The 25,461-nt window shown below is 73.4% G+C and carries 24 protein-coding genes; 12 read left to right on the top strand and 12 right to left on the bottom strand.

What is annotated here, in order from left to right:
* From OEB99_RS18020 to OEB99_RS18030, 3 genes are all read right to left on the bottom strand, one after another.
* Complete coding sequence (locus OEB99_RS18020; RefSeq protein ID WP_411910708.1) at positions 1–1,569, bottom strand: SDR family oxidoreductase; 1,569 nt, start codon at positions 1,567–1,569, stop codon at positions 1–3.
* A 156-nt stretch (positions 1,570–1,725) separates the two neighbouring features.
* Positions 1,726–2,574: an acyl-CoA thioesterase gene (locus tag OEB99_RS18025; protein ID WP_263578682.1), complete on the bottom strand. Its 849-nt coding sequence runs from the start codon at positions 2,572–2,574 to the stop codon at positions 1,726–1,728.
* A 7-nt stretch (positions 2,575–2,581) separates the two neighbouring features.
* Positions 2,582–2,977 carry a globin gene (locus OEB99_RS18030; RefSeq protein WP_263578683.1) on the bottom strand — a complete coding sequence of 132 codons (396 nt, stop codon included), beginning with the start codon at positions 2,975–2,977 and terminating at the stop codon, positions 2,582–2,584.
* 160 nt (positions 2,978–3,137) lie between these two features.
* Here OEB99_RS18030 and OEB99_RS18035 point away from each other — a divergent pair, with 160 nt between their 5' ends.
* From OEB99_RS18035 to OEB99_RS18045, 3 genes are all read left to right on the top strand, one after another.
* Positions 3,138–3,368, top strand: a complete 231-nt coding sequence (locus OEB99_RS18035) for a PTS sugar transporter subunit IIB (protein WP_263578684.1) — start codon at positions 3,138–3,140, stop codon at positions 3,366–3,368.
* Between the two features lie 11 nt (positions 3,369–3,379).
* On the top strand, positions 3,380–3,844 hold the full coding sequence (locus tag OEB99_RS18040) for a PTS sugar transporter subunit IIA (RefSeq protein ID WP_263578685.1): 465 nt from the start codon (positions 3,380–3,382) through the stop codon (positions 3,842–3,844).
* A 127-nt stretch (positions 3,845–3,971) separates the two neighbouring features.
* Positions 3,972–4,436, top strand: coding sequence for a PTS sugar transporter subunit IIA (locus tag OEB99_RS18045; protein ID WP_263578686.1), 465 nt, complete (start codon positions 3,972–3,974; stop codon positions 4,434–4,436).
* Here the strand turns inward: OEB99_RS18045 and OEB99_RS18050 are convergent.
* Genes OEB99_RS18050 through OEB99_RS18065 form a run of 4 tightly spaced genes read right to left on the bottom strand, consistent with a single transcriptional unit; the run spans position 4,412 to position 8,064 of the window.
* Entirely contained in the window at positions 4,412–5,395 is a 984-nt protein-coding gene (locus OEB99_RS18050; RefSeq protein WP_263578687.1) for a mechanosensitive ion channel family protein, read from the bottom strand. The genes OEB99_RS18045 and OEB99_RS18050 overlap by 25 nt on opposite strands.
* Positions 5,396–5,405: 10 nt before the next feature.
* Positions 5,406–5,906, bottom strand: coding sequence for a vitamin K epoxide reductase family protein (locus OEB99_RS18055; protein ID WP_263578688.1), 501 nt, complete (start codon positions 5,904–5,906; stop codon positions 5,406–5,408).
* A 36-nt stretch (positions 5,907–5,942) separates the two neighbouring features.
* A complete protein-coding gene (locus OEB99_RS18060; protein ID WP_263578689.1) occupies positions 5,943–6,437 on the bottom strand; it encodes an acyl-CoA thioesterase in 495 nt (164 codons plus the stop codon).
* Between the two features lie 46 nt (positions 6,438–6,483).
* Positions 6,484–8,064 carry a long-chain-fatty-acid--CoA ligase gene (locus tag OEB99_RS18065; RefSeq protein ID WP_263578690.1) on the bottom strand — a complete coding sequence of 527 codons (1,581 nt, stop codon included), beginning with the start codon at positions 8,062–8,064 and terminating at the stop codon, positions 6,484–6,486.
* A gap of 182 nt (positions 8,065–8,246) precedes the next feature.
* Here OEB99_RS18065 and OEB99_RS18070 point away from each other — a divergent pair, with 182 nt between their 5' ends.
* Complete coding sequence (locus OEB99_RS18070) at positions 8,247–9,449, top strand: TetR/AcrR family transcriptional regulator (RefSeq protein WP_263578691.1); 1,203 nt, start codon at positions 8,247–8,249, stop codon at positions 9,447–9,449.
* 70 nt (positions 9,450–9,519) lie between these two features.
* Here OEB99_RS18070 and OEB99_RS18075 read toward each other — a convergent pair whose 3' ends face one another.
* On the bottom strand, positions 9,520–11,019 hold the full coding sequence (locus OEB99_RS18075) for an aldehyde dehydrogenase family protein (RefSeq protein ID WP_263578692.1): 1,500 nt from the start codon (positions 11,017–11,019) through the stop codon (positions 9,520–9,522).
* Between the two features lie 110 nt (positions 11,020–11,129).
* On the opposite strand from OEB99_RS18075, the gene OEB99_RS18080 reads away from it, so the two are divergent.
* The gene (locus tag OEB99_RS18080; RefSeq protein WP_263578693.1) at positions 11,130–11,750 is read left to right on the top strand and encodes a TetR/AcrR family transcriptional regulator; all 621 of its coding nucleotides are present in this window, start codon (positions 11,130–11,132) and stop codon (positions 11,748–11,750) included.
* Here OEB99_RS18080 and OEB99_RS18085 read toward each other — a convergent pair.
* The 4 genes from OEB99_RS18085 to OEB99_RS18100 are packed head-to-tail and all read right to left on the bottom strand — an operon-like array spanning position 11,725 to position 17,307.
* A complete protein-coding gene (locus OEB99_RS18085; RefSeq protein ID WP_263578694.1) occupies positions 11,725–12,711 on the bottom strand; it encodes an NAD(P)H-dependent flavin oxidoreductase in 987 nt (328 codons plus the stop codon). The genes OEB99_RS18080 and OEB99_RS18085 overlap by 26 nt on opposite strands.
* Positions 12,712–12,725: 14 nt before the next feature.
* Positions 12,726–14,915: a 3-hydroxyacyl-CoA dehydrogenase NAD-binding domain-containing protein gene (locus tag OEB99_RS18090; RefSeq protein ID WP_263578695.1), complete on the bottom strand. Its 2,190-nt coding sequence runs from the start codon at positions 14,913–14,915 to the stop codon at positions 12,726–12,728.
* Between the two features lie 14 nt (positions 14,916–14,929).
* Positions 14,930–16,138: an acetyl-CoA C-acetyltransferase gene (locus tag OEB99_RS18095; RefSeq protein ID WP_263578696.1), complete on the bottom strand. Its 1,209-nt coding sequence runs from the start codon at positions 16,136–16,138 to the stop codon at positions 14,930–14,932.
* 8 nt (positions 16,139–16,146) lie between these two features.
* Positions 16,147–17,307 carry an acyl-CoA dehydrogenase family protein gene (locus tag OEB99_RS18100; protein WP_263578697.1) on the bottom strand — a complete coding sequence of 387 codons (1,161 nt, stop codon included), beginning with the start codon at positions 17,305–17,307 and terminating at the stop codon, positions 16,147–16,149.
* 148 nt (positions 17,308–17,455) lie between these two features.
* Between OEB99_RS18100 and OEB99_RS18105 the strand changes: the two genes are divergently transcribed.
* From OEB99_RS18105 to OEB99_RS18135, 7 genes are all read left to right on the top strand, one after another.
* On the top strand, positions 17,456–18,244 hold the full coding sequence (locus OEB99_RS18105) for an SDR family oxidoreductase (RefSeq protein ID WP_263578698.1): 789 nt from the start codon (positions 17,456–17,458) through the stop codon (positions 18,242–18,244).
* A complete protein-coding gene (locus tag OEB99_RS18110; RefSeq protein ID WP_263578699.1) occupies positions 18,241–19,461 on the top strand; it encodes an acyl-CoA dehydrogenase family protein in 1,221 nt (406 codons plus the stop codon). The genes OEB99_RS18105 and OEB99_RS18110 overlap by 4 nt, the downstream gene beginning before the upstream one ends.
* Positions 19,458–20,555 carry a phosphotransferase family protein gene (locus OEB99_RS18115; RefSeq protein ID WP_263578700.1) on the top strand — a complete coding sequence of 366 codons (1,098 nt, stop codon included), beginning with the start codon at positions 19,458–19,460 and terminating at the stop codon, positions 20,553–20,555. The genes OEB99_RS18110 and OEB99_RS18115 overlap by 4 nt, the downstream gene beginning before the upstream one ends.
* Positions 20,552–21,328, top strand: a complete 777-nt coding sequence (locus OEB99_RS18120; RefSeq protein WP_263578701.1) for an electron transfer flavoprotein subunit beta/FixA family protein — start codon at positions 20,552–20,554, stop codon at positions 21,326–21,328. The genes OEB99_RS18115 and OEB99_RS18120 overlap by 4 nt, the downstream gene beginning before the upstream one ends.
* Before the next feature lie 11 nt (positions 21,329–21,339).
* The gene (locus tag OEB99_RS18125) at positions 21,340–22,311 is read left to right on the top strand and encodes an electron transfer flavoprotein subunit alpha/FixB family protein (protein ID WP_263578702.1); all 972 of its coding nucleotides are present in this window, start codon (positions 21,340–21,342) and stop codon (positions 22,309–22,311) included.
* Positions 22,308–23,753, top strand: coding sequence for a cytochrome b/b6 domain-containing protein (locus tag OEB99_RS18130; RefSeq protein ID WP_263578703.1), 1,446 nt, complete (start codon positions 22,308–22,310; stop codon positions 23,751–23,753). The genes OEB99_RS18125 and OEB99_RS18130 overlap by 4 nt, the downstream gene beginning before the upstream one ends.
* A gap of 172 nt (positions 23,754–23,925) precedes the next feature.
* Positions 23,926–25,458, top strand: a complete 1,533-nt coding sequence (locus tag OEB99_RS18135) for an MmgE/PrpD family protein (RefSeq protein WP_263578704.1) — start codon at positions 23,926–23,928, stop codon at positions 25,456–25,458.
* Positions 25,459–25,461: the final 3 nt, after the last annotated feature.

Genomic DNA, 25,461 nt, shown 5'->3' on the forward strand with positions numbered 1-25,461 from the left:
TCAGCTGCCCTGGACGGGGGCTTGCGGCGGCCCGCCCTGTGCGGCCCGCCGCTCGGCCTCGGCCGCCATCCCGCGCTGCATCGAGCCGAACACCACGCCGTGGAACGGGGTCACCGACCACCAGTAGAGGTGCCCGCCCAGACCCTGCGGGTGGAAGATCGCGGCCTGGCGCAGCTCGCTCCCGTCCCCGTCGGGGGTGACCTCGAGCTCGAGCCAGGCGAGTCCCGGCAGCCGCATCTCGGCGCGCAGCCGCAGCAGGTGACCGGGCTGCACCTCCTCGACCCGCCAGAAGTCCACCGCGTCGGCCACCCACAGCCGGTGCGGGTCGCGCCGCCCGCGGCGCAGCCCGGGCCCGCCGACCAGCCGGTCGATCAGCCCGCGCATCCGCCACGCCAGCGGCCAGGAGTACCAGCCGCGCTCGCCGCCGAGCTCCTGGAGCACCCGCCACACCACATCCGGCGGGGCGTCGACGTGCGTAGCGCGGTCGTCCCGGTACAGCGAGCCACCGGCCCAGTCCGGGTCCGACGGCAGCGGGTCGCTCGGGGCGCCGGGGACCGAGGCCGAGGACCAGCGGGTCTCGACGTCCGCCCCGGCGATCCGGGCGAGCGCCAGCCGCACGGCACGGTCGAAGCCGACCAGGCCGTCGGCCGGGTCCGGCACCCACCGGGCGATGTCGTGCTCGCGGCAGACCACCTCGTGGATGAGCGAGTCGACCAGCGGCCGGGCGATCGACGCGGGGACGGGCGTGACCAGCGAGACCCACAGGCTGGACAGCCGCGGGGTCAGCACCCCGACCGGCACGATCAGCCGTCGCCGGAGCCCCGCGGCCGCGGCGTAGCGCTGCATCATCTCGCGGTAGGTGAGGACGTCCGGCCCGCCGATGTCGAAGGCCCGGCTCACCTCCGGCGGCATCGTGGCCGCACCGACCAGGTAGCGCAGCACGTCCCGGACAGCGATGGGCTGGATCCTGTTCTCCACCCAGCGTGGGGTCGTCATCGCCGGCAGGCGCTCGGTCAGGTAGCGCATCATCTCGAACGACGCCGAGCCGGAGCCCAGGATCACGGCGGCCTGCAGGACCGTGGTCGGCACGCCGCCGGCCAGCAGGATCTCGCCGACCTCGCGCCGGGAGGCCATGTGCGGCGACAGGTCGTCGGTGTCCGGGTGCAGCCCGCCGAGGTAGACGATCCGCCGCACACCCGCCTCCCGAGCGGCCTGGGCGAAGGTCAGCGCGAGGCGCCGGTCGCGCTGCTCGAAGCGCTTCCCGCCGGCCATCGAGTGGATGAGGTAGTACGCGACGTCCGCGCCGCGCAGGCCCTCGCGGATCGCATCGAGGTCACCCGCGTCGGCCTCCACGATCTCGACGTCGCCCGCCCAGGGGCGGTCCCGGAGGCGGTGCGGCTGGCGAGCGATCGCACGCACCCGATGGCCCGCCGCGAGGAGCTCGGGGACCAGACGTCCGCCGACGTAGCCGGTCACTCCCGTGACGGCGCAGACCAGGCACTGCTGCGGCGCCAGGTCGTCGGTCGGCCCGGCGACCTCCGGCGTGGCGGGCTCCGCTGTGTCGCTCACCGTCCCAAGTCTGCGGGGCGCCCGAACGGCTCGCACGGCGAGCGCGCCCGCCGCGGCCGACGCTGTGCCGTGTGCCGTGTGCCGTGTGCCGTGTGCCGTGTGCCGTGCGCCGTGCGCGGTGGGCCGGGCCGAGCCGCGACGGGCGCCGCCCGGCGCTCAGGGCAGCCGGACCATGCCCTCCTGGGCGATCGTGGCGACCAGCGCGCCGGCGCGGTCGTACACCGAGGCGCTGCCGAGTCCTCGCCCGCCCTGCGCGCTCGGCGAGCTCTGCACGTAGAGCAGCCACTCGTCGGCGCGCGCGGGCCGGTGCCACCACATGGCGTGGTCGAGGCTCGCGACCGACAGGTCCCGGGACGCCCAGCTCGCACCGTGCCGGCGCAGCACGGGCTCGAGCATCACCTGGTCGCACGCGAACGCGAGCAGCGCGCGGTGCAGCACCGGGTCGTCCGGCAGCGGCCCGCGTGAGCGCATCCACACGTGCTGGAGGTCGGTGCGGGTCGGGTCGGGGCTCAGGTAGAGCTCCTGCTCGACGTGGCGGACGTCGAACGCGCCGTAGCGGCCCCAGAACGTGGCCATCGGGTGGTCCAGCGGCGCGAGCACGTCGAGCGACATCGGCAGGCTCTCCGGGTCGGGCACGTCCGGCGCCGTGGAGGTGTGCTCGAGCCCGTCCTGGTCGAGCTGGAACGACGTGATCATCGACAGCAGCGGCTGACCGTCCTGCAGCGCGTGCGTGCGTCGCGCCGTGAACGAGCGACCGTCCCGGAGCCGCTCGATCGCGAACGTGATCGGCGTGGTGATGTCGCCGGGACGCAGGAAGTAGCCGTGCACCGAGTGCGGCACACGGTCGTGGGGGACGGTGGCCGCGGCGGCCAGCAGCGCCTGGGCGAGGACCTGCCCGCCGAACACCCGGCCGTGCGGCATCGGCATGTTGTGCCCGGTGAACGTGTCCGGGTCCACCTGCTCCAGCCGGAGCGTCTCGAGCACCCGGTCGAGTCGTTCGCTCACCGCCTGCTCACCGTCCCTCGTCGAACGTGTTGACCATGGAGTGGGCGGCCCGCTCGAGGTAGTCCCACAGCTCGGCCTGGTGGAGCGGCGCGAGGCCGAGCGAGTCCACCGCGGCCCGCATGTGCACGAGCCACCGGTCGCGCGCTGCCGGGCCCACCGGGAACGGTGCGTGCCGCATCCTCAGCCGCGGGTGCCCGCGGGTCTCGGAGTAGGTGCTCGGCCCGCCCCAGTACTGCTCGAGGAAGAGGCGCAGGCGCTCGGCCGCGGGGCCGAGGTCCTCCTCGGGGTACATCGGTCGCAGGATCTCGTCCTCGGCGACGCCGGCGTAGAACCGCTCGACCAGCCGCGCGAAGGTCTCCGTACCTCCGACGGCCTGGTAGAAGCTCGGGGCGGTGTCGGTCACCGCGACAGTGTTCCAGGTCGCGACGGCAGCCGCTGCACGTCGCCGGTGGGACGGCGGTGCCGGCGCAGGTCCCTGTTCGGCCCCTGGTCGCAGGCAGTGCGGGCACGCAGGACCGGGCTACGCTGGACCTGCGGCGTCCGCACAGCGCCAAGGAGGACCGATGAGCAAGGCCGAGGACATCCTCGCGGCACTGGGTGGCGGCACTAACGTGGTCGACCTGGAACCCTGCATCACGCGGTTGCGGGTCGAGCTCACCGATCCGGGCAAGGTCGACGAGGCCGCCCTGAAGCAGGCGGGCGCCTTCGGCGTGGTGCGTTCCGGCCGAGTGGTGCAGGTGGTCGTCGGTCCCGAGGCGGACTCGTTGGCCGCCGAGATCGGCGAGCTGCAGTGAGGGTGCCGACCATGGCCGAGCAGCTCACCGTCCGCGCCCCGATCGCCGGGGCGGTCGTCGCCCTGAGCGACGTGCCGGACGAGGTGTTCTCGCAGCAGATGCTCGGCCCCGGCATCGCGGTGGACCCCGGCAGCACGGGCGTCGTCGACGTCGTCGCTCCGATCGACGGTGTGCTGTCCGCCCTCCACCCGCATGCGTTCGTGATCCAGGCTCCCGACGGCCGCGCCGTGCTGGTGCACCTGGGGCTGGACACGGTGCGGCTGCTCGGGGAGACCTTCACGCTCGACTGTGGCCAGGGCGACGAGGTGAAGGCCGGGCAGGTGCTGGTGACCTGGGACCTGGGCGCCGCGGTCGAGCACGGCAACCCGCCGCTGTGCCCCGTCGTCGCGCTGCAGGCCGAGCCGGGTGCGCTGCACCTCGCCGCGCCGGAGGGCAGCACGGTCGCTGCGCTCGACGACCTGCTCACCTGGGCTTGACCTCGGCCTGACCAACGCCTGACGCTCAGCCGGGTCCGCTGTGACCTCGCACTGGTGATGCACTGGCCGGGCGCGGCCGCCGGAGCGCCGGTAGCGTGCGTCTCGCACCTGCCGAAGGGAGGCGCCCGTGGCACGGTCCGTGCTCGAGGTGGTCGCGCCGTTCCCCGGCACCATCGTCCCCCTGGCCGACGTGCCCGACCCGGTCTACGCCGGGGGCGTGGTCGGCCCGGGCATCGCGGTGCAGCCCGACCTGACCGACGGCGCCCTGGTCGTCACGGCACCCTGCGACGGGCTCGTCCATGCGTTGCTGCCGCACGCGGTCATGGTGGTGGCCGAGGCCGGCCGTTCCGTGCTGGTGCATCTCGGCGTCCGGCTCGAGACGCTCGGGCACGTCGCCGCGCACGCGGCCGTCGGGGACCGGGTGCGGACCGGTGAGCCGCTGCTGTCCTGGTCGGTCGGTGAGGCCGACGGCGGTCCGGACCGCCTCGCGAGCCCGGTGGTCGCGCTGCAGGGCTCGGTCTCGGCAGTGCTGGCCGTCGCCGAGGCAGGGGACCGGGTCGTGCGGGGTCAGCCGTTGCTGTTCTGGTCCTGAGCCGCCGCCCGGTTGCGGACCTGCACCTCGCGGTGCGGCAGCGCGAGCGCCACGCCCGCCCGCGCGAACGTGTCGCGGATCCTCGACCGTAGCGCGCGCTGCACGTCCCACTGCTTGCCCGGCACGGTCTTGATCATGACCCGCAGGCGCACGGCCTCCGCGCTGAGGTCCTCGTACGCCGTCACGCCCGGCTCGTCGAGCAGGAGCGGTGCGATGTCGGGGTCGTCCGCGACCGCCGCGGCCGCGCTGCGGAGCTGGTCGACCGCCGCGGTGACGTCCTGCTCGGGGGTGACGAGCACCTCGACGAACGCCCGGGACCATCCCTGGCTCTGGTTCCCCACCCGCAGCACCTCGCCGTTGCGGACGTACCAGAGGGTGCCCTGCAGGTCGCGGACCTGGGTGACCCGCAGCCCGATCGACTCGACCACGCCGCTGGCCTCGCCGAGGTCGACCACGTCGCCGACGCCGTACTGGTCCTCGACCAGCATGAACAGGCCGGACAGGAAGTCCTTGACCAGGGTCTGCGCGCCGAAGCCGAGCGCGACGCCGACCACACCGGCCGACGCCAGCAGCGGGCCCAGGTCCCACCCCCAGATGTTCGCGAGCACCGTGATGACGACGATCCCGACGAGCAGGGCCGCGGCGGACCTGAGCACCGAGCCCATGGTCTGGACGCGCTGCGCCCGGCGGGCCTCGGCGAGGACGTCGTCCTCCGGGATCTCCATGCCGGACCGCAGCATCAGGCGACGGGCGTGCGCGCGCACCTGCGTCCCGCCCTCGATGACCGACCGGACGGTGCGCCCGATGATCCGGCGCAGGATCACCAGCACGAGCGCGCCGATCGCGATCGTGATCGCGGTGCTCAGCGGTGGGCCGAGCAACCACTCGAGCCAGGCGGGCATCGTGTCCGCCGACACGGCGAGGACGGCAGGGGCGGCTGGGTATCCGGTCGCGAGCATGGCCAGCAGGCTAGTCACCTCGGGCGCGCAGGTGCGCGAGGGCGGCTCGGGCCTCGCGCAACCGGGAGGCCGCGAGCAGGGTCACCCCGATCCCGGCCTGCACCAGGCACAGCAGGCAGAACGCGTGCAGCACGAACGCCTGCACCGCGGTGAGCGCGAGCCCGGCACCCGCGGTCGCCACCAGGAGCGCCTCGAACGTGAGCACGAGCCACGGCGCCGTGCGCCATCGCTGCGGCCCGCCGACCAGCGCGAGGACGGCCTCGGCGGTGTAGAGCACCGCGCCGAGCAGGGCGTCCGGCACCGGGAAGAGCTGCGACACCCAGGAGTGCAGCACCTCGTCGGTGGTGCCGAAGACGGGGTCCCACGCCGGTGCGACGCCGACCTGCACGAGCGTGAGGTACGTCGCCAGGACGGCGCCGAGCGCCGCCCCGAGCGCGAGGCGGCGGCGCAGACGGAGGTCGGACGGGCCGCGGTCGAGGTCGGTCTGTCGTGGTAGGTCTGTCCGAGCCATCGATCCACCGTAAGGCGGCCCGGACGGACCGACGACTCAGGTCTCCAGGAGGGCGTCCTCGAGGGTCGGTTGCTCGGCGTGCCGCATCGCGACCGGTTCGTCGAGGACCGCTGCGAAGGCGTCCCGCTCGGCTGCGGTGAGGCGGCGGGGCCGCTGGGTCGCGGGGTCGAGGTAGACCAGCGTCGAGACGACCCGCGCGTACACGACCTCGTCCTCGCCCGCGGGCGAGCGGAGCTGGTGGCACACGTCGATGCTCGAGGTCCCGAGCCGCGACACCCACAGGTCGACCTGCACGGGGCGCGGTGACCACGGCATCTGCCGGAGGTACTCGATCTCGTGCCGAGCGACCACGACCGGTGGGCGGCCCGCGCTGCGGAGCGCGCCCCGCTCGTCCGCGAGGGTCCCGATGATCGGGTGGAGCCCACGGATGCGGACGTCCTCGAGGATCGTGAGGTACGCGACGTTGTTCACGTGCCCGTTCGGGTCCAGGTCCGACCAGCGCAGGCTCACCGGGATGGTCAGTCGCGCCACGGGGCCCTCCCGTCGGGGGTCGTCACGGTCCGCCGGTCGCAGCCCACTACGAGGCGAGCGGTACGGAGACCCGGTCGGCGGCGCGCAGCGCGACCTTGTCGACCTTGCCGGCGGCGTTCCGGGGGAGTGCCTCGACGACCGTGACGGCCTTGGGCTGCTTGTAGCGTGCGAGCTTGTCGCCCAGCCAGGTCTGCAGGTCGGCGAGCTCGACGGACTCGCCCGGGCGCAGGACGAGCGACGCGACCGGCACCTCGCCCCACCGCTCGTCCGGGCGCGCGTAGACCGCCGCGTCCAGGATCGACGGGTGGGACATCAGCGCGTTCTCGACCTCCGCGCAGTACACGTTCTCGCCGCCCGAGATGACCATGTCCTTGAGCCGGTCCACGACCCACACGAAGCCGTCCGCGTCCTTGCGCACCAGGTCGCCGGAGTGGAACCAGCCGCCCTCGAACGCGAGGGCGGTCTCGGCCGGCTTGCGCCAGTAGCCCTTCATCAGGTTCGGGCCCCGGTAGACGATCTCGCCCACCTCGCCGGGAGCGACGTCGTGGAGCTCGGGGTCGACGATCCGGTACTGGACGGTGGGCAGCGGGCGGCCGACCGAGCCCAGCTTGGCCAGCGCGTCCTCGCCGCGCAGTGCGCACGTGATCGGCGACAGCTCGGTCTGTCCGAAGACGGTGACCATGAGCGTGTCGGGGAACGTCTCGGCCATGGTCCGCAGCAGCGTGTCGGACGCGGGGGCGGCGCCCCAGCTGATCACGCGCAGGGCGAGGTCGCGCTCGCGGATGCCGGGCACGGCGCAGATCGCCTGCCACTGCTGGGGCACGTTGAACACGATCGTGGCGCGCTCGCGCTCCCACGCGTCGATGATCTCGACGGGGTCGAAGGCGCCGAGCGGGTGCAGGACGGTCGGGATGCCGACGACGAAGTTCGCCCCGATCGACCCGAGTCCGGCGATGTGGAACAGCGGCGCCGTGAGGAACGAGACGTCCTTCTCGTCGACGATGTTGTTCACCCGGAGCACGGTGAGCGCCTGGGCGGTCATGTTCGCGTGGTCGAGCATCGCGCCCTTGGGACGGCCCGTGGTGCCCGAGGTGTACATGATCAGGCAGGTGGTGTCCTCGGGCACGTCCGGCGCCTCGAAGTCGCCGACCGGCTCGGACAGCAGGTCGGCGACGCTCTCCTGGCCCTCGCCGGCGTCGCCGATCACGATCACCCTGCTCAGCCGGTCGGTGATCTGGCTCGCCGCCGCGACGAGCGGGGCGAGCGGCTGGTCGACGACGATCACGTCGGCGTCGGCGTCGTCGATGATGTAGGCGCACTCGGCGGGGGAGAGCCGGAAGTTCACCGGCACCGCGATGGCTCCGAGCCGGTTGATCGCGAACACGGTCTCGACCACGAGCGGGTGGTTGAGCGTGAGCAGCAGCACGCGGTCGCCGAAGCCGACGCCGCGCCGCTGGAGGGCTGCGGCCAGGGCGTCCATGTGCTCGGCGACGTCGCGCCACGTCGTGTCCTCGCCGCGGAACCGGAACGCGGTCGCGTCGGGCCGCATCGCCGCGTGGCCGAGCACCTGGTTCATCCAGTGGTTGCGACGGACGGCCGCGGGGATGACGGACGGGGACTCGCTCATCGCATGCACCTCTTCGTACATCGAGTCGTCGCGGCGCGGGCGCCGTTGCCTCACGCCGCCGGCAGCTGATTCTCGCCGGTTCCGGTTTTCATCGGCCAGGACCGGTGTATCGCATGTTACTCATGATTCACATCACATGGCTAGCGATTGTCGCGATCTGCCGCCCCCGTTAGTGTGAGTCGGTGAGCGAGACGACGGCAGCGGCGCCGGTCCGGCGACGTCCCCGCGACCGCCGTCAGGCGATCGAGGCGGCCGCCGCCGCGGCGTTCTCGGAGCACGGCTACCACCGCGTCGCGATGCAGGACGTCGCCGACGCCGTCGGGATCTCCGCGGCAGCGCTCTACCGGCACTTCGACAACAAGTACGACCTGTTCCGCGAGGTGGCGCTGGGCCTCGCGGCGCGGTTGGCCGACGCCGTCGCGACCGTCGAGGACGACCCGGGGCCGACCGCGGAGTCCGCTCGGGCGAACCTCGACGCGGTGCTCGACGCGATCGCCGGCGGGACGATCGCGCTGCGCGGCTCCGGCGGCATCTACCGCTGGGAGAGCCGCTACCTGCACCCCGTGGACCGTCACGCGCTCGGCGCCGAGTTCGCGGCGCTGCGCCGTCGCGTCGCGCGGCCGACCGGCGTCCTGCGACCGGACCTCGACGCCGAGACGCTCGACCGCGCGGCGCTCGGCGCCCTCAGCGTGATCGCGAGCATCACGACGCACCGGACGGCGATGCCGGCCGCCCCGCTGCGCGCGCTGCTCCGGGACGCCTCGGTGCGGGTCCTGATGGGGACCGTGGTGCCGGGGCCGGTCGCGGTGGACGCTCCGTACGAGCACGCCGTCCGGCCCCGTCGGCGCCGCGAGCAGCTCGCCCAGGCGGGCGTGGAGCTGTTCGCCGAGCGCGGGTACCACGAGGTGACGATCGAGGACATCGCGACCGCCGTGGGGCTCACGCCGTCCGGCGTGTACCGCCACTTCAGCGGTAAGTCCGAGATCCTGCGCACGGCCTGCGTGCGCGCCGCGTCTACGCTCGACCAGGCCGCCGACGAGGCGCTGAGCAGGGACGACGGGCGCGAGGCGCTACGGATCCTCGAGTCCGCCTACATCGACTTCGCGGTGGACGACCGGGACCTGATGGGCGTGTACGTCGCCGACGTCGGCGCGCTGGACGTCGAGGACCAGCGCGGGCTGCGACGCCTGCAGCGCGCGCACGTCGACGACTGGGTCGAGCTGCTCGGTCGGGTCCGCCCGGAGCTCGAGGCGCGCGAGGTGCGGTTCCTGGTGCACGCGGGCTTCAACGTCGTCGCCGACGTGAGCGTCGCGCTGCGGCACCAGCCGGCGCCGGTGGCCAAGGCGTGGATCGCGCCGATGCTCGAGGCGGTCCTCGGCGTGTAGCGCAGTGCCCGGACGCCCGCCGGCTCGTGCCGACCGCCGCCCGGGCGGTGACCTGCGGGAAGCGTGGTCCCTACTGGTGCGAGCCCTTCGACCGGCCGTGCAGCATCGGGATCATCCTGGCCACCATGTGCACGTCCTTGTCGGTGCGCTCCATCGACAGGTCGACCATCGCCTTGCGCGTCTGGCGTGCCACCGACTTCGCGGTGCTGAACTCGCGCAGCCCGTCGGCGCCGTGGATCCGGCCGAAGCCCGACTCCTTCACGCCGCCGAACGGCAGCGCGCCGACCGACGCGAAGCCGAGCACGGAGTTGATCGAGACGGCGCCGGTGTGCAGCGCCGCTGCGGCCCGGTCGGCCGTGGCCCGGCTGCGGGTGAACACCGCCGCGGCGAGCCCGTACGGCGTGGCGTTCGCGCGTCGCACGGCCTCGTCGAGTGACGTGACCCGGTTGACGACCACGAGCGGCCCGAACGTCTCGCACTGCATCGCGTCCGACATCTCGTCGACGTCCGTGATGACGATCGGCGCGATCGTCCGGCCCCCGATGCTCTCCGGACCGCCGAGCACCGCGGTGCCGGACCTGAGCGCGTCCTCGACGTGGCGTCGCACGACGTCGGTCTGGGCGGCGAGGGTCATCGGACCGTAGTGCGCGTCCGGTCCGCCGGCCCGCAGCCGCGACGCACGCTCGACCACGCGCCGCACCAGCTCGTCGCGGACCGAGTCGACGACGTAGACCCGCTCGACCCCGGCGCAGGTCTGTCCGGCGTTGCCCATGCCGCCCAGGACGATGAAGTCGGCCGCGACGTCGAGGTCGGCGTCGGCCGCGACGAGCACGGCGTCCTTGCCGCCGCACTCGGCGACGATCGGCGTGAGTCGCTGCGACGCCGTCGCCATGACCTTCTTCGCGGTCGCCGTCGAGCCGGTGAACGCGATCTTGTTCACCCTCGACGCGGCGAGCGCGGACCCGGTCGACCCGTCGCCGGTCACGGTGACGAGCACGTCGTGGCCCACGGTGCGGGCCCACTGCTCGGCGAGCCAGACGGCCGGGCCCGGGGTGAGCTCGCTGGGCTTGAAGACCACCGCGTTGCCCGCGGCGAGCGCGTAGGAGATCGAGCCCATCGGGGTGTACAGCGGGTAGTTCCACGGGCCGATCACGCCGATCACGCCGTACGGCTCGTAGCCGACGGTGGCGCGCTGGTTGAAGTTCATCAGGCCGGCCTTGACCTTCTGCCGCCGCAGCACCCGCTTGGCGTTCTTCGCCGCCCAGTCCAGGTGCCCGAGCGTCAGCATGATCTCGATCAGCGCGTCGCTCCCGGGCTTGCCGGTCTCGGCCGAGATGACCTCGGCGAGCTCCTGGGCGTTGGTCGCGATCGCGGCCTTGAACCGGACCAGGTGGTCGCGGCGGCCGCGGAAGCCCTGCTCGCGCCACCAGGTTGCGCCGGCGCGGGCGCGCTCGACGGCGGCGTCCACGGCGGCCCGATCGCCGAGCGGGTAGGTGGCGACGGTGGATCCGTCCCCGGGGTTGCGCGTGGTGACCTGCATCGCGTGCGGGGTCTCGTCCAGGAGGGCCATTGCCGCGTCTCCTACTCCTCGTCGAGCAGATAAGTTAATGGCGAGTCACATCGTATGTCGACGTGTCGGGCTTCGCAACAGGGAATCTAATCCGGGTTAGAATGGTCGCGATGAACACGACCGCGACCGAGTCGACCAGCCCGACGCCGAAGTCGGCCCTCACCCGCCAGCGCATCCTCGACGCCGCGGCGGAGGTGCTCTCGCGCAAGGGGTACGCCGGGACGCGCCTGGTCGACGTCGCCGCCGTGGCCCGCGTGCAGGCCCCGGCGATCTACTACTACTTCGCCTCCCGAGACGAGCTCGTCGAAGAGGTCATGTGGGTCGGCGCCAACCGGGTGCGCCTGCACGTGGAAGAGGTGCTCGCCGCGCTGCCCGAGGACGCGTCGCACATGGACCGGCTGATGGTCGCGGTCGACGCGCACCTGCGCTACGAGCTCCAGCTGTCCGACTACGCGACCGCCTCGATCCGCAACGCCGGCCACGTCCCCGAGCAGCTGCGCGTCCGGCCGGCCGCCGAGGAGGCGCTGTACAGCCGGCTGTGGCGCGACCTGTTCGTCGCCGCGCAGCAGGCCGGCGAGGTCCGTGCGGACCTCGACATCAACGTGTTCCGCCTCCTGCTCCTCGGCGCGATGAACTGGGTCGTCGAGTGGTGGAACCCGCGCACCCGGTCGCTCGACGAGCTGGTCGCGACCGCGCAGGACATGGTCAGACATGGAGCCGGGGTCGGCTGAACAGCTCCAGCCGCGTCCGCAGGATCTCCTCGGCGTCGTCGACGATCCGACGCACCACCTCGCCCGCCGGGGGGACGTCGTGGATCAGGCCCTGCACGAGCCCCACGGTCCAGATGCCCGCGTCGAGGTCGCCCTCCTCGAACACCCGCCGCCCGCGAGCGCCCGAGACCAGGGAGCGGACGTCCTCGAACCGGCCGCCGCGCTCGAGGATCCCGACCACCTCGTCGCTCACCGCGTTCTTGGCGACCCGCGCCGTGTTGCGCAGCGAGCGGAAGATCAGGTTGGTGTCGAGCTCTGACGCCTCGACGATCCGCCGCTTCACAGCCTCGGAGATCGGGGACTCCTGGGTGCACATGAAGCGCGAGCCCATGTTGATGCCGTCCGCGCCGAGCGCGAGCGCGGCCGCGAGCCCACGCCCGTCCGCGAAGCCGCCGGACGCGATGAACGGGATCGTCAGCCGGTCCGCCGCGGCCGGGATCAGCACCAGACCGGGCACGTCGTCCTCACCGGGGTGCCCGGCGCACTCGAAGCCGTCGATCGACACCGCCGTCACGCCGACCCGCTCGGCCTTGAGCGCGTGCCGGACGCTCGTGCACTTGTGGATCACCCGCACGCCGTGCTCGCGGAACAGGTCCATGTGCGGCTCGGGGTTGGAGCCGGCCGTCTCGACGATCGTGACACCCGCGTCGACGATCGCCCGTCGGTACTCGTCGTACGGCGGCGGGTTGATCGACGGCAGGATCGTCAGGTTCACCCCGAACGGCTTGTCCGTCATCGACCGGGCCCGCTCGATCTCCTTGACCAGGTCCGCCGGGGTGGGCTGGGTCAGGGCCGTGATGATGCCGAGCCCGCCGGCCTCGGACACCGCCGCGGCGAGCTCGGCCCGGCCGACCCACATCATGCCGCCCTGCACGATCGGGTGATCGATGCCGAACGTCTCGGTGAATCGCGTCGTGAGCACGGGGCGACCGCCGGCTACTCGTAGATCTCGCCGGAGGCCGCCCGCGCGACGAGCGACGCGGGGGGTCGGAAGCGCTCGCCGTAGGCGTCGGCGAGCTCGTCGGCACGGGCGATGAACCCGTCCAGCCCGCCCTCGTACTGGTTCACGTACTGCAGCACGCCACCGGTCCACGCGGGGAAGCCGATGCCGAAGATCGAGCCGATGTTCGCGTCGGCGACAGAGGTGAGCACGCCGCCGTCCAGGCAGTCGATCGTGTCGAGCGCCTCGGCGAAGAGCATCCGCTCCTGCAGGTCCTTCATCGGTAGCTCGGTGCGCCCGGACCCGTACCGCTCGCGCAGGCCGGGCCAGATCCCGACCCGACGACCCGTCTCGTCGTAGTCGTAGAAGCCCTTGCCGGCCTTGCGCCCGGGGCGGCCCTGGTCGTCGACCATCCAGTCGACGACGGCCGCGGCGGGGTGCTCCACCCAGGTCCCGCCCTCGGCCTCCTCGGCCGCGCGGGTCTCCCGGCGGATCTTCTGGGTCAGCGACAGGGTGAGCTCGTCGAGGAGCTGCAGCGCCCCCGCCGGGTAACCGGCCTGGAGCGCCGCCTGCTCGACGGTCGCCGGCTCCACGCCCTCGCCGACCGCGGCCACCGCCTCGTCGATGAACCGGCCGATCACCCGCGAGGTGAAGAAGCCGCGAGCGTCGTTCACGACGATCGGGGTCTTGCGGATCTGCAGGACGAAGTCGAAGACCTTGGCGAGCACCGCGTCGCTGGTCCGCCGGCCGCGGACGATCTCGACCAGCGGCATCTTGTCGACCGGGGAGAAGAAGTGGATGCCGATGAAGTCCTCGACCCGGTCGACCCCTTCGGCGAGCAGCGAGATCGGCAACGTCGAGGTGTTGGAGCCGAGCACGGCGTCGGGCTCGACGACGTCCTGGACCTCCTGGAAGACCGCCTGCTTGACCGGGACGGACTCGAAGACGGCCTCGATCACGAAGTCGACCCCGGCGAAGCCGGCGGCTTCACCCGTGGTGGTGATCCGGTCGAGCAGCTCGGCGCTGCGCTCGGGCGTGGTGGTGCCCCGCGTGAGCGCCTTCTGCTCGAGGCGGCGCGCGTAGTCCTTGCCCTGCTCGGCGGCGTCGGTGGACACGTCCTTGAGGACCACGTCGATGCCGCTGCGCGCGGCCACGTAGGCGATCGCCGCGCCCATCATGCCCGCGCCGATCACGCCGAGCTTGCGCACCTGGTGCGGCGGGTAGCCGATCGGCCGGTTCGCGCCCGCGTTGATCGTCTGCAGGTCGAAGAAGAACGCCTTGATCATGTTCTTGGCGACCTGGGTGTGGGTCAGCTGCACGAGGTACCGGGTCTCGACGGTCGAGGCGGTGTCGAAGTCGACGTACGCGCCTTCGACCGCGGCGGCCATGGCGGCGCGCGGCGCAGGCATCGGTGCGCCCTTGAGCTGCTTGCGCAGCAGCGCCGGCATCGCGGCGAGCATGGTCGCGACCGAGGGCGAGGCGGGGGAGCCGCCCGGGAGCCGGAAGCCGGCGACGTCCCAGGGCTTCACCGGCTCGGGGTTCTGCGCGATCCAGGCCTTGGCCCGGGCGCGGATCTCGGCGGCCGGCGCCAGCTCGTCGACGAGCCCCGCGGCGAGCGCGCCCTCCGCGGTGAACTTGGTCGCGGGCAGGATCACGTCGGCGAGGGCCTTCTGCAGGCCCAGCATCCGCACCGTGCGGGTCACGCCACCGCCGCCGGGCAGCAGGCCGAGCGACACCTCGGGCAGCCCGAACCGCGCCTTCGGCACGTCGGACGCGGCGATCCGGTGGTGGGTCGCGAGCGCGACCTCGAGGCCGCCGCCCAGAGCCGTGCCGTCGAGTGCGGCGACGACCGGCCGGCCGAGCTTCTCCAGCCGTCGCAGCAGCGACTTCACGTGCTCGATGTGCGCGGTCTCCTCGGCGGACCTCGCGGGGTCGGCCGCGCGCAGCAGGGTCAGGTCGCCGCCGGCGAACCAGCTCTTCTTCGCCGAGGCGAGGATCACGCCGGTGACCCGGTCGCGCTCGGCCTCGAGGCGGTCGACGGTCGCCTCGAGCGCGCCGACGAAGTGCGCGTTCATCGTGTTGGCCCCGCTGTCCGGGTCGTCCATGGTGACGGTGACGACGCCGTCGGAGTCCTGCTCCCAGGCGTAGGTGGGGGACACGTCGGTCCGGTCCTCGGTGAGGCTCATGTCCTGCTCCTTCGCTAGACGCGCTCGATGACGGTGGCGACGCCCATGCCCGCGCCGACGCAGAGGGTGGCCAGGCCGCGCCGGAGGTCGCGGCGCTCGAGCTCGTCGAGCAGGGTGCCGAGGATCATCGCCCCGGTGGCGCCGAGCGGGTGGCCGAGGGCGATCGCGCCGCCGTTGACGTTGACCTTGTCGTGCGGGACGCCCAGCTCGCGCTCCCAGCGCATCACGACGGACGCGAAGGCCTCGTTCAGCTCGAAGAGGTCGACGTCGTCGATCTCCAGGCCCGCCTTGGCGAGCGCCTTGCGCGTCGCGGGGGCCGGGCCGGTGAGCATGATGGTCGGCTCGGAGCCGGTCACGGCGGCCGACACGATGCGGGCGCGCGGCGTCAGGCCGAGTCGCTCGCCGATCTCGCGGCTGCCGACGAGCATCAGCGCCGCGCCGTCGACGATGCCCGAGGAGTTCGCGGCGGTGTGCACGTGCTCGATCGCCTCGACCTTGTGGTACTTCTGCAGCGCGACCGCGTCGTAGCCGGCCTCGGCGCCCATCGCGGCGAAGGCCGGTCGGAGCGTTCCGAGGGACTCGACCGTGGAGCCCGGCCGGCGGTGCTCGTCGTGGTCCAGGACCGTCACGCCGTTGAGGTCGCGCACCGGCACGACGGATCTCGCGAACCGCCCCTCGCGCCAGGCCTCGTCCGCGCGCCGCTGCGACTCGACCGCGTACGCGTCGACGTCCTCGCGGCTGAACCCCTCGAGCGTGGCGATCAGGTCCGCGCTGACGCCCTGGGGGATGAAGTGCAGGTCGTAGTTCGTGGTCGGGTCCTGCACGTAGGCCCCGCCGTCCGAGCCGATCGGCACGCGGGACATCGACTCGACGCCACCGGCCAGGACGAGGCTCTCGAACCCGCTCGCCACCTTCTGCGCGGCCGTGTTGACCGCCTCCAGGCCGGACGCGCAGAAGCGGTTGAGCTGCACACCCGCGACGGTCTCCGGCAGGCCGGCGACGAGTGCCGCGGTGCGCGCGATGTCCCCGCCCTGCTCGCCGACCGGCGACACGACGCCGAGCACGATGTCGTCGATCAGCGACGCGTCCAAGGTGGGGTTGCGCTCCTGGATCGCGTGGATCAGCCCGACCACGAGGTCGACCGGCTTGATGCCGTGCAGCGAGCCGTCCCGGTTCTTGCCCCGCGGGGTGCGGACCGCGTCGTAGATGAATGCCTCGGTCATGTCGGTCCTCACAGTCCGAGGCCCCGGCCGACGATCTCCTTCATGATCTCGGTCGTGCCCCCGTAGATGGTGGTGATGCGGGCGTCCTCGTAGTCCCGCGCGATCCGGTACTCGCGCATGTAGCCGTAGCCGCCGTGCAGCTGCAGGCAGCGGCCGACGACGTCGACGTACTGCTCGGTGGTGTGGAACTTCGCGGCGGCGGCGTCCTCCGGGGTGAGCCGGCCGTCGTTGTGCCGGGCGAGCAGGGCGTCGATCCAGGCGCGGCTCGCCCGGACCGCGGTGACCATCTCGGCGAGCTCGAAGCGGGTGTTCTGGAACGAGCCGATCGGTTTGCCGAACGCGAAGCGCTGCTTGACGTAGGCGAGCGTCCGTTCGAGGACGCCTTCGGCGGAGGCGACGGCCGCGGCCGCGATCGAGATGCGCTCCTGCGGGAGGTTGCGCATCAGGCCGGCGAACCCGCTGCCCTCGTCGCCGAGCCGGTTGGCGACCGGGACGCGGACGCCGGTGAACGCGAGCTCGCTGGTGTCCTGCGCGTGCAGCCCGATCTTGTCGAGCTTGCGCCCGCGGGAGAACCCGGGGGAGTCGGTCGGGATGACAAGCAGGCTGAGGCCGCGGTGCGGGTCCTCGCCGGTGCGCACGGCGGTGACGACCAGGTCGGCGTTCTGCCCGTTGGAGATGAAGATCTTGGACCCGTCGACGACGTAGTCGTCCCCGTCACGCACGGCCGCCGTGCGGATCCCGGCGAGGTCGCTGCCCGTGCCGGGTTCCGACATGGCGACGGCCACGATCTGCTCGCCGGCCGCGATGCCGGGCAGCCAGCGCAGCTTCTGCTCGTCGTCGGTCAGGTCGGTGAAGTACGGGATCACGATGTCGTTCGACAGCGCGATGCCGGCCATGCCGGAGGACACGGGGTTGCGGGCGAGCTCCTCGCCCATGACGGCGTTGAACCGGATGTCCTCGGACCCTCCGCCGCCGTACTTGTCCGGGATGCCGAACCCGAGGATCCCGGCCTCTGCGGCCTTGGTGAAGAGCCAGCGGTCGACCTTGCCTTCCTCGTCCCACCGGTCGGCGTTCGGGCGCGCGTGCTGCTCCACGAACGCCCGCACCATGTCGCGGAACTGCTCGTGCTCCTCCTCGTAGAGGTCGCGAGGCCCGACGATGTCGCTCATCCCGTCTCCGATCGCCCTTGATCTCGAGTTGCGAGTTTTTATACCATATTAGAAACTGCGATGGCGAGCACAAGTCTGCCGCTGGATCGGACGACCTGCTCGCCGAAGCGTTTAACAGGCATTAAGTGATCACGCAAAGGAGCGTGGCATGGGTGCGGGAACCTCGCGACGCGGCGGCGCCCCCGGGCGGCTGACCGGGCGGGTGGCCGTCGTCACCGGCGCCAGCCGAGGCATCGGGCATGCGATCGCCGGGCGCCTCGCCGCGGACGGCGCGTCCGTCGTCCTGACCGCGCGGTCCGCGGACGGCCTCGCCGCCGCCGCGCAGTCGCTTCCGGCCGACCGCGTCCGCGTCGTCGCAGGTCGCGCCCAGGACGCCGAGCACCGACGTGAGGCCGTCGCGACGGCCGTCCGCGAGTTCGGGGGGCTCGACATCCTGGTGTGCAACGCCGGCATCAACCCGGTGTACGGACCGCTCGACGGGCTCGACCTCGACGCCGCGCGCAAGGTGCTCGAGGTCAACGTCCTGGGCACGCTGGGCTGGGTGCAGCAGGCGTGCGCCGCGGGTCTCGGCACGCGCGCCGGTGCCGCGGTGCTGACCATGTCGTCGGTCACGGCCTCGGTCCCGTCGCCGGGCATCGGCTGGTACGGCGTGAGCAAGGCCGCCGTGTCCCACCTGACAGTGACCCTGGCCGCCGAGCTCGGCCCGAGGATCCGGGTGAACGCGCTCGCGCCCGCGGTCGTCCGGACCCAGTTCGCCCGCGCGCTCTACGAGGGCCGCGAGGACGAGGTCGCCGCGCGCTACCCGCTCGGCCGGCTCGGCACGCCCGAGGACGTCGCCGACGCGGCCGGGTTCCTCTGCTCCGACGAGGCCGGGTGGATCACCGGGCAGGTGCTCGGCCTCGACGGCGGGCTGCTCGCGGCGGGGGGCACAGCGTGAGCGCCCGGGAGCGCGGCCTCACCACCGACGAGGTCGTCGCCCGCACCCGGCGGTTCATCCGCGACGTCGTCCTTCCGGCCGAGCCCCGCACGGGGACCGCGCTCGACCCGGCGAGCCGTCGCGACCTCCAGCGGCGCGCGCGCGAGGCGGGCGTGTTCGCGCCGCACGTCCCGGTCCGGCTCGGTGGGCTGGGGCTGCCGCTGACCGAGTGGTCCGCGGTCTTCCAGGAGGCCGGGTACTCGCCGATCGGCGCCGCCGCGCTCAACTGCATGGCCCCCGACGAGGGGAACATGCTGCTGCTCGAGACGATCGCCGACGAGCGGCAGCAGGAGCGGTACCTGGCGCCGCTCGCCGCGGGCGAGGTGCGCTCGTGCTTCGCGATGACCGAACCGCACCCCGGCGCCGGCTCCGACCCGGCCGCGCTCGCGACGGTCGCCCGGCGCGTTCCCGGCGGCTGGGTCCTGGACGGCGAGAAGCGCTTCATCTCGGGTGCCGACGAGGCCGACTTCGCGATCGTGATGGCCCGGACGCCCGAGCTGGGCGACGACGCCGCGACCCTGTTCCTGGTGCCGATGGCCGCGCCCGGCGTCGAGGTCGGCCACCCGATCCACACGCTCGAGACCGCGATCACGGGCGGCCACCCGCACGTGCGGTTCGCCGGCTGCCGGGTGAGCGACGACGACGTGCTCGGCGCGCCGGGCGAGGGGTTCCGGCACGCCCAGGTCCGGCTCGGCCCGGCCCGGCTGACCCACTGCATGCGCTGGCTCGGCCTGGCCCGCCGGGCGCAGGACACCGCGCTCGACCGGGTGCGGCAGCGCGAGCTGTTCGGCTCGCGGCTCGCCGACCTCGGCCTGGCCCAGGGTCTGATCGCCGACTCGGAGATCGACCTCACCACGTGCTCCGCGGTGATCGACCGGGCCGCGCGGCTGCTCGCGCGGGACCCCCGCGCCGGCGCGACCGCGTCGTCGATCGCCAAGGTGCACTGCTCGGAGGCGGTCGGACGTGTCGTGGACCGGGCCGTGCAGCTGTGCGGCGGGGACGGGGTGACCCTCGAGCTCCCGCTCGTCGCGTTCCTCAACGAGGTGCGCCCGTTCCGGGTCTACGACGGGTCCAGCGAGACCCATCGGTGGGCGATCGCACGCCGCGCCGTCGCGCGCCGCGGCCGTGAGGTCGACGCGGGCGAGGCGGTCCTCGACACCCCGGAGGCACGCCGATGAGCGTGCTCGTCTCCACCCCCGACGACCTCGAGGTCGTGCGGGACGCCGACGCCGCCGCGCGGGCCACGCAGTCCCCGCTGCTCGTGCTGGAGCCGCTCGAGGGCTTCCTCGACACGATCGGCGTGCCGCGCGGCGAGCTCGCGTGGCGCCGGATCGGCGACGGGCAGGCGAACGTCACCTACGAGCTGCGTCGCGGTGGCGAGCGCCTCGTGCTGCGACGCGGCCCGCGCCCGCCCTACCCGCCCTCGGCGCACGACATGCTCCGCGAGGCCCGGGTCGTGACGGCGGTCACCGCGGCAGGGGTGCCGGCCCCGCGCGTCCTGGCCGTCTGCGAGGACACCTCGGCGCTGGGCGTGCCCTTCTACCTGATGGCCTTCGTCGAGGGTCACGTGGTCACCGACCGCCTCCCGGCGGGCTTCGACGGCCCGGCCGCGAGGTCCGCGATGGTGCGCTCCGCCGTCGACGCACTGGCCGCGCTGCACGCCGTGCCGCTCGACGGCGACGTCGCCCGGCTCGGCCGGCCGGTCGGCTACCTCGAGCGGCAGGTGCGCAGGTTCGCCGAGCTGTGGCCGATGAACACGCGGCGGTCCGTGCCGCTGGTCGACGAGGTGGGTGCACGGCTCGCCGCGACGATCCCGACGCAGGGGCGGTCGAGCGTCGTGCACGGCGACTACCGCCTGGGCAACCTCATGCTCGACGCCCCCGACCGCGTCGCGGCGATCCTCGACTGGGAGATGGCGACGCTCGGCGATCCCCTGGCCGACCTGGGCTACCTGGTCGCCACGTACAGCCAGGCGGACATCCCACGCACCCCGATGGACCTCACACCGGTCACCGCGGCACCGGGCTTCCCCACCCGGCAGGACATCGCGGACCACTACGCCGAGCGGACCGGCGCCGACCTGTCGGTCCTGCCCTGGTACGAGGCGCTCGCCCTGTGGAAGTCCGCGATCTTCTGCGAGGCGATGCTCACCCGCTGGCTCGACGGCCAGCGACCTGGCGACACGTTCGCGCCGTCCCTCGTGGCCGGCGTCCCACAGCTCGCCGACGCCGCGCACGCGGCGCTGGCGCGCCTGGCGAAGGGAAGCCGATGAAGATCCTCGTCCTGGTGAAGGTGGTCCCGGACACCTACAAGAGCCGCGCGCTGTCGCTCGAGACCGGGCTCGCCGACCGGAACGCCGAGGACGCGGTCCTGGACGAGATCGGCGAGCGCGCCCTCGAGGTCGCGCTCGCCCACGCCGATGCCCACACCGGTACCGAGGTCGTCGTCCTGGCCATGGCCCCCGAACTCGCGCAGGCCAGCCTGCGCAAGGCGCTCGCGATGGGCGCCTCGGCGGCGGTGCAGGTCACCGACGAACGGCTGGTGGGTGCTGACGTCGTGCTGACCGCACAGGTGCTCGCCGCCGCGGCCAGGCACCTGGGCTTCGACCTGCTCGTCGCCGGCAACGCGTCCACCGACGGGTCCGGGGGAGCGGTGCCGGCGGCCATGGCGGAGCTCCTCGCGGTGCCGTGCGCCACGTCGCTCAGCGAGGTCGAGCTCACCGAGGCCGCGGTCACGGGCACCCGGGTGACCGAGGGCGCCGCGCTCCGGATCGAGGCGCCGCTTCCGGCGGTCATCTCGATCACCGAGGCGCTCCCCGACGCGCGGCTGCCCAGCTTCAAGGGGATCATGGCGGCGAAGAAGAAGCCGCTCGACGCCATGGCGCTCGACGACCTCGACGTGGACCCCGACGCCACCGACGCCGCGAGGTCGATCATGATCGCCGTCCGCGAGCGGCCGCCGCGGACCGCGGGCGTCAAGATCGTCGACTCGGGCGACGCCGGTGCTCGGCTCGCCGACTTCCTGGTCGAGAACCGGCTGGCGTGAGGGAGACCGAGATGACCCACGAGACGATCCTGGTCCTCGCCGACCGCGCCCCGGACGGCGCGCTGGCGTCCTCCACCGCCGGCCTGCTCGCGGCCGCCGCGTCGATCGGCACACCGGTCCTGCTGATCGTCGGCTCCGGCGCCTCGGCGCAGACCGACGTGGCGGCCGCCCTCGGTGCCGGCCGGGTGCTCGTCGCGCCCGCCGAGGGCGGGGCGTACGCGGTGTCGTCCGTCGACGCGCTCGCGGCGGCCGCCGAGCTCGTGCGGCCGGCCGCCGTCCTGGCCTCGCACTCGGTGGAGGGGCGGGAGGTCGCGGCCCGCTACGCCGCCCGGTCCCGCTCGGCGCTCGCGGTCGACGCGGTGGGCGTCTCGCGTGACGACGAGGGCGTCGTCGTGCACCACTCGGCCTACGGCGGGGCGTACCTCGTCGACTCCGCGGCCACGTTCGGCGCGCCGGTCGTCACCGTTCGCCCCGGCGCGATCGACGGCCGCGCGCCCGCGGTGCCCGACGCGCAGGTCGAGGAGATCCAGGTGCGCCCGTCCGGTCTCCCGGCGGTCACGGTCCGGTGGGTCGAACCGGTCGAGGTGGCCACGGAGCGGCCCGAGCTGCGCGGGGCGGCCAAGGTCGTGTCCGGCGGGCGCGGGCTCGGATCGGCCGAGCAGTTCGTGCTGGTCGAGCAGCTCGCGGACGCCCTCGGCGCCGCGGTGGGCGCCTCGCGTGCGGCGGTCGACGCGGGCTACGTCCCGGCGTCCTGCCAGGTGGGGCAGACCGGGGTGTCGGTGTCGCCGCAGCTGTACGTCGCGCTCGGCATCTCCGGCGCGATCCAGCACCGTGCCGGGATGCAGACGGCGAAGACGATCGTGGTGGTCAACAAGGATGCGGACGCCCCGCTGTTCTCGATCGCGGACTTCGGGGTCGTCGGCGACGTGTTCACCGTGGTGCCGCAGCTGATCTCGGCGCTCGGCGAACGGCGGCGGTCATGACCGTGACGGTGCGGCAGGGGCTGCCGCGTCGCCCGGGCGGGCCGGCCTGGCCGCCGAGGGCTCCCGGCGGGGTGGCGGTCGGCGTCGAGGCCAACGGCATCGAGCCCGACGGCATCGGGGCGGAGGGCATCGGGGCGGACGGCATCGGGGTCGGCGGCACCGGGGTCGGCGGCGTGGCCGTCCGGGACGAGCCCGTCCCGGTCCTGGGCCAGGCGCGCCGCCGTGGCCTTCCTCGCGTCGCGCCGTCGGGTGCGGACCGGGCCGCGGCTGCACCGGCGGTGGAGCCGGCCGCGCTGACGGCGGTCCCGCTGCGCCGAGGGTTGCCCCGCGTGGTCGGCGGTGAGCCCTGGCCACCCGCGGGCGAGGTCGTCGTCGCGTCCGCACCCGCGCGGCCGCCGGCCTCGGCTCTCGGCGCCGCCGGCCGAGCCGAGCCCGACCTCGTGATGGACCGTGGCGCCGCGGCCGTGGTCGGTGTCGCCGGATCCGTGGCCGAGGTCGCCGACGGGTCCGCTCCTCGCGGGCGCGGCCGATCACGACCCGCGAGCGCCGAGCTCACGCAGCGGCGTGCCGGCGTGCGCCGGGCGGCCGTCTGGACCGGCGCACTCGTCCTCGCCGGTGCGGTGGCCGTGCTGGTCGCGCGCCTGCTCGTGCAGTTCGCGCCGGTGCAGGACTTCCTCGCCGCCTACCCGGGTTCGTACCCGCCGCCCGAGGGCGCGCCGGTCGGCATCCCGGTGTGGTTGTCCTGGCAGCACTTCTTCAACGTGTTCCTGATCTCGATGATCCTGCGCACCGGGCTGCAGGTGCGTCGCCAGGCGCGACCGGAGGCGTACTGGGCCAAGCGCTCCGAGCCGCGCACCCGGATCAGCCTGGTCGCCTGGACGCACCAGGCGCTCGACGTGCTGTGGGTCACGAACGGGGTCACCTACGTGGTGCTGCTCGTCGCGACCGGCCAGTGGATGCGGACCGTGCCGACCAGCTGGACCGCGTTCCCGAACGCGGTGTCCACCGCGCTGCAGTACCTGTCGCTGGACTGGCCGGTCGAGGACGGGTGGGTCTACTACAACAGCCTGCAGCAGCTGTCCTACACGGTGACGGTGTTCGTCGCGGCGCCGCTGGCGATCGCGACCGGCGTGCGGATGAGCATCTTCTGGCGCGGCGGACCGCGATGGGACCGGGTCTACCCGATCGCCTTGGCCCGGCGCATCCACGTCCCGGTGATGCTCTACTTCGTCGCGTTCATCGCCTCGCACGTGGCGATGGCGTTCGCGACCGGGGCGCGCCGGAACCTCGACCACATGTTCGCCGCGCGGGACGACGTGAGCTGGGTGGGCTCGGTGCTCTTCCTCGTGGCGCTCGCCGTGATCGCCGGGGCACTCGTCGCCGTCCGGCCGATCCTCGTCGCGCCGGTCGCGAGCCGGTTCGGGGCGGTGAGCGGCCGATGATCGCCCGGCTCCGCACCACGATCCGAGCCCGTCCCGGCCGCTCGGCCCCCTCCGGCCGCCCGCCCTCGCCGGGCCACCCCGCCCGGCCGGGCCGCGCGACCTCGCCCGTCCGCTCCGCCCCGCCCGGCCACTGCGCCCCGCCCGACCGCCCGACCTCGAGGGAGTACCGCCCGTGAAGGCCTACACCGTCCGCGCCCACCGATCCGCCGAGGCGCTGCCGACCAAGGAGCAGCTGGCCTGGCGGATCGCCGAGGTCGCCGCCGACCCCGTCGAGGTGGCGGCGGACGTCGCCGACATGGTGGTCAACCGGGTGATCGACAACGCGGCCGTGGCGGCGGCGTCCTACTCGCGGGGTGCCCCGTCCGCCGCGCGCGCCCAGGCTCTGGCCCACCCACCCTCGTCGGGGGGTGCCGGTGCGTGCGTCGTCGGCGAGCCGCTGACGACCCGGGTGAGCGCGGAGTGGGCAGCCTGGGCGAACGGCGTCGCGGTGCGGGAGCTGGACTACCACGACACCTTCCTCGCGGCCGAGTACTCCCACCCCGGGGACAACATCCCGCCGGTCGTCGCGGTCGCGCAGCACGCGGCGGCTCGTGGCCTCACCGGCCGGGACCTGCTCCGCGGCATCGTCGCCGGCTACGAGATCCAGATCGACCTGGTCAAGGCGATCAGCCTGCACGAGCACAAGATCGACCACGTCGCGCACCTCGGCCCGAGCGCGGCAGCGGGGATCGGCGCGCTCCTCTCGCTCGATCCCGGGACGATCTTCCAGGCGGTCGGCCAGGCGCTGCACACGACCACGGCGACCCGGCAGTCGCGCAAGGGCGAGATCTCCTCGTGGAAGGCCTACGCACCTGCCCTGGCCGGCAAGCTCGCGGTCGAGGCCGTCGACCGCGCGATGCGCGGGCAGACCTCGCCCACCCCGATCTACGAGGGCGAGGACGGTGTCATCGCCTGGCTGCTCGGCGGCTTCGACGCGCGCTACGAGGTCCGGCTGCCGGAGCCCGGCGAGCCGAAGCGGGCGATCCTCGACTCGTACACGAAGGAGCACTCGGCGGAGTACCAGTCGCAGGCGTGGATCGACCTGGCGCGCCGGCTGCACCGCGAGCACCCGGAGGTGGCCGACCCCGAACGCGTCGAGCGCATCGTGCTCGCGACCTCCCACCACACCCACTACGTGATCGGCTCCGGCTCGGCCGACCCGGAGAAGTACGACCCGGGCGCGTCCCGCGAGACGCTCGACCACTCGCTGCCGTACATCGTCGCGGTCGCGGTGCAGGACGGCGTCTTCGACCACGAGGCGTCCTACCGGCCCGAGCGTGCCTCGCGGCCGGACACCGTGGCCCTGTGGCAGCGGATCTCTACGACCGAGGACCCCGAGTGGACCCGGAGGTACCACTCGAACGACCCGGCGGAGAAGGCGTTCGGCGGGTCGATCGAGGTGACCTTCACCGACGGGACGGTGTTCCGGGACGAGATCGCGGTCGCCGACGCGCATCCGCTGGGCGCCCGTCCGTTCGCGCGAGCGGACTACGTGGCGAAGTTCCGCCGGCTCGCCGAGGGCGTCGTCCCCGAGACCGAGATCGACCGGTTCCTCGACGTCGCGCAGCGCCTGCCCGAGCTCACGTCCGACCAGCTCGGGCAGCTGTCGTTCACGGTCGACCCCGCGTCGCGGGCTGCGGCTCCGGCACCGGCCGGACTTCTCTAGGAG

The organism is Actinotalea endophytica, from assembly GCF_025717005.1.
In the GTDB taxonomy this organism is placed as follows: Bacteria; Actinomycetota; Actinomycetes; order Actinomycetales; family Cellulomonadaceae; genus Actinotalea.

Bases quoted from the DNA above. Each gene is read 5' to 3' on its own strand.
- OEB99_RS18120 (WP_263578701.1), top strand. From the start codon at position 20,552: ATGAAGATCCTCGTCCTGGTGAAGGTGGTCCCGGACACCTACAAGAGC.
- OEB99_RS18040 (WP_263578685.1), top strand. From the start codon at position 3,380: ATGGCCGAGCAGCTCACCGTCCGCGCCCCGATCGCCGGGGCGGTCGTC.
- OEB99_RS18100 (WP_263578697.1), bottom strand. From the start codon at position 17,307: ATGAGCGACATCGTCGGGCCTCGCGACCTCTACGAGGAGGAGCACGAG.
- OEB99_RS18125 (WP_263578702.1), top strand. From the start codon at position 21,340: ATGACCCACGAGACGATCCTGGTCCTCGCCGACCGCGCCCCGGACGGC.
- OEB99_RS18050 (WP_263578687.1), bottom strand. From the start codon at position 5,395: ATGCTCGCGACCGGATACCCAGCCGCCCCTGCCGTCCTCGCCGTGTCG.
- OEB99_RS18130 (WP_263578703.1), top strand. From the start codon at position 22,308: ATGACCGTGACGGTGCGGCAGGGGCTGCCGCGTCGCCCGGGCGGGCCG.
- OEB99_RS18055 (WP_263578688.1), bottom strand. From the start codon at position 5,906: ATGGCTCGGACAGACCTACCACGACAGACCGACCTCGACCGCGGCCCG.
- OEB99_RS18065 (WP_263578690.1), bottom strand. From the start codon at position 8,064: ATGAGCGAGTCCCCGTCCGTCATCCCCGCGGCCGTCCGTCGCAACCAC.
- OEB99_RS18080 (WP_263578693.1), top strand. From the start codon at position 11,130: ATGAACACGACCGCGACCGAGTCGACCAGCCCGACGCCGAAGTCGGCC.
- OEB99_RS18095 (WP_263578696.1), bottom strand. From the start codon at position 16,138: ATGACCGAGGCATTCATCTACGACGCGGTCCGCACCCCGCGGGGCAAG.
- OEB99_RS18090 (WP_263578695.1), bottom strand. From the start codon at position 14,915: ATGAGCCTCACCGAGGACCGGACCGACGTGTCCCCCACCTACGCCTGG.
- OEB99_RS18115 (WP_263578700.1), top strand. From the start codon at position 19,458: ATGAGCGTGCTCGTCTCCACCCCCGACGACCTCGAGGTCGTGCGGGAC.
- OEB99_RS18075 (WP_263578692.1), bottom strand. From the start codon at position 11,019: ATGGCCCTCCTGGACGAGACCCCGCACGCGATGCAGGTCACCACGCGC.
- OEB99_RS18105 (WP_263578698.1), top strand. From the start codon at position 17,456: ATGGGTGCGGGAACCTCGCGACGCGGCGGCGCCCCCGGGCGGCTGACC.
- OEB99_RS18035 (WP_263578684.1), top strand. From the start codon at position 3,138: ATGAGCAAGGCCGAGGACATCCTCGCGGCACTGGGTGGCGGCACTAAC.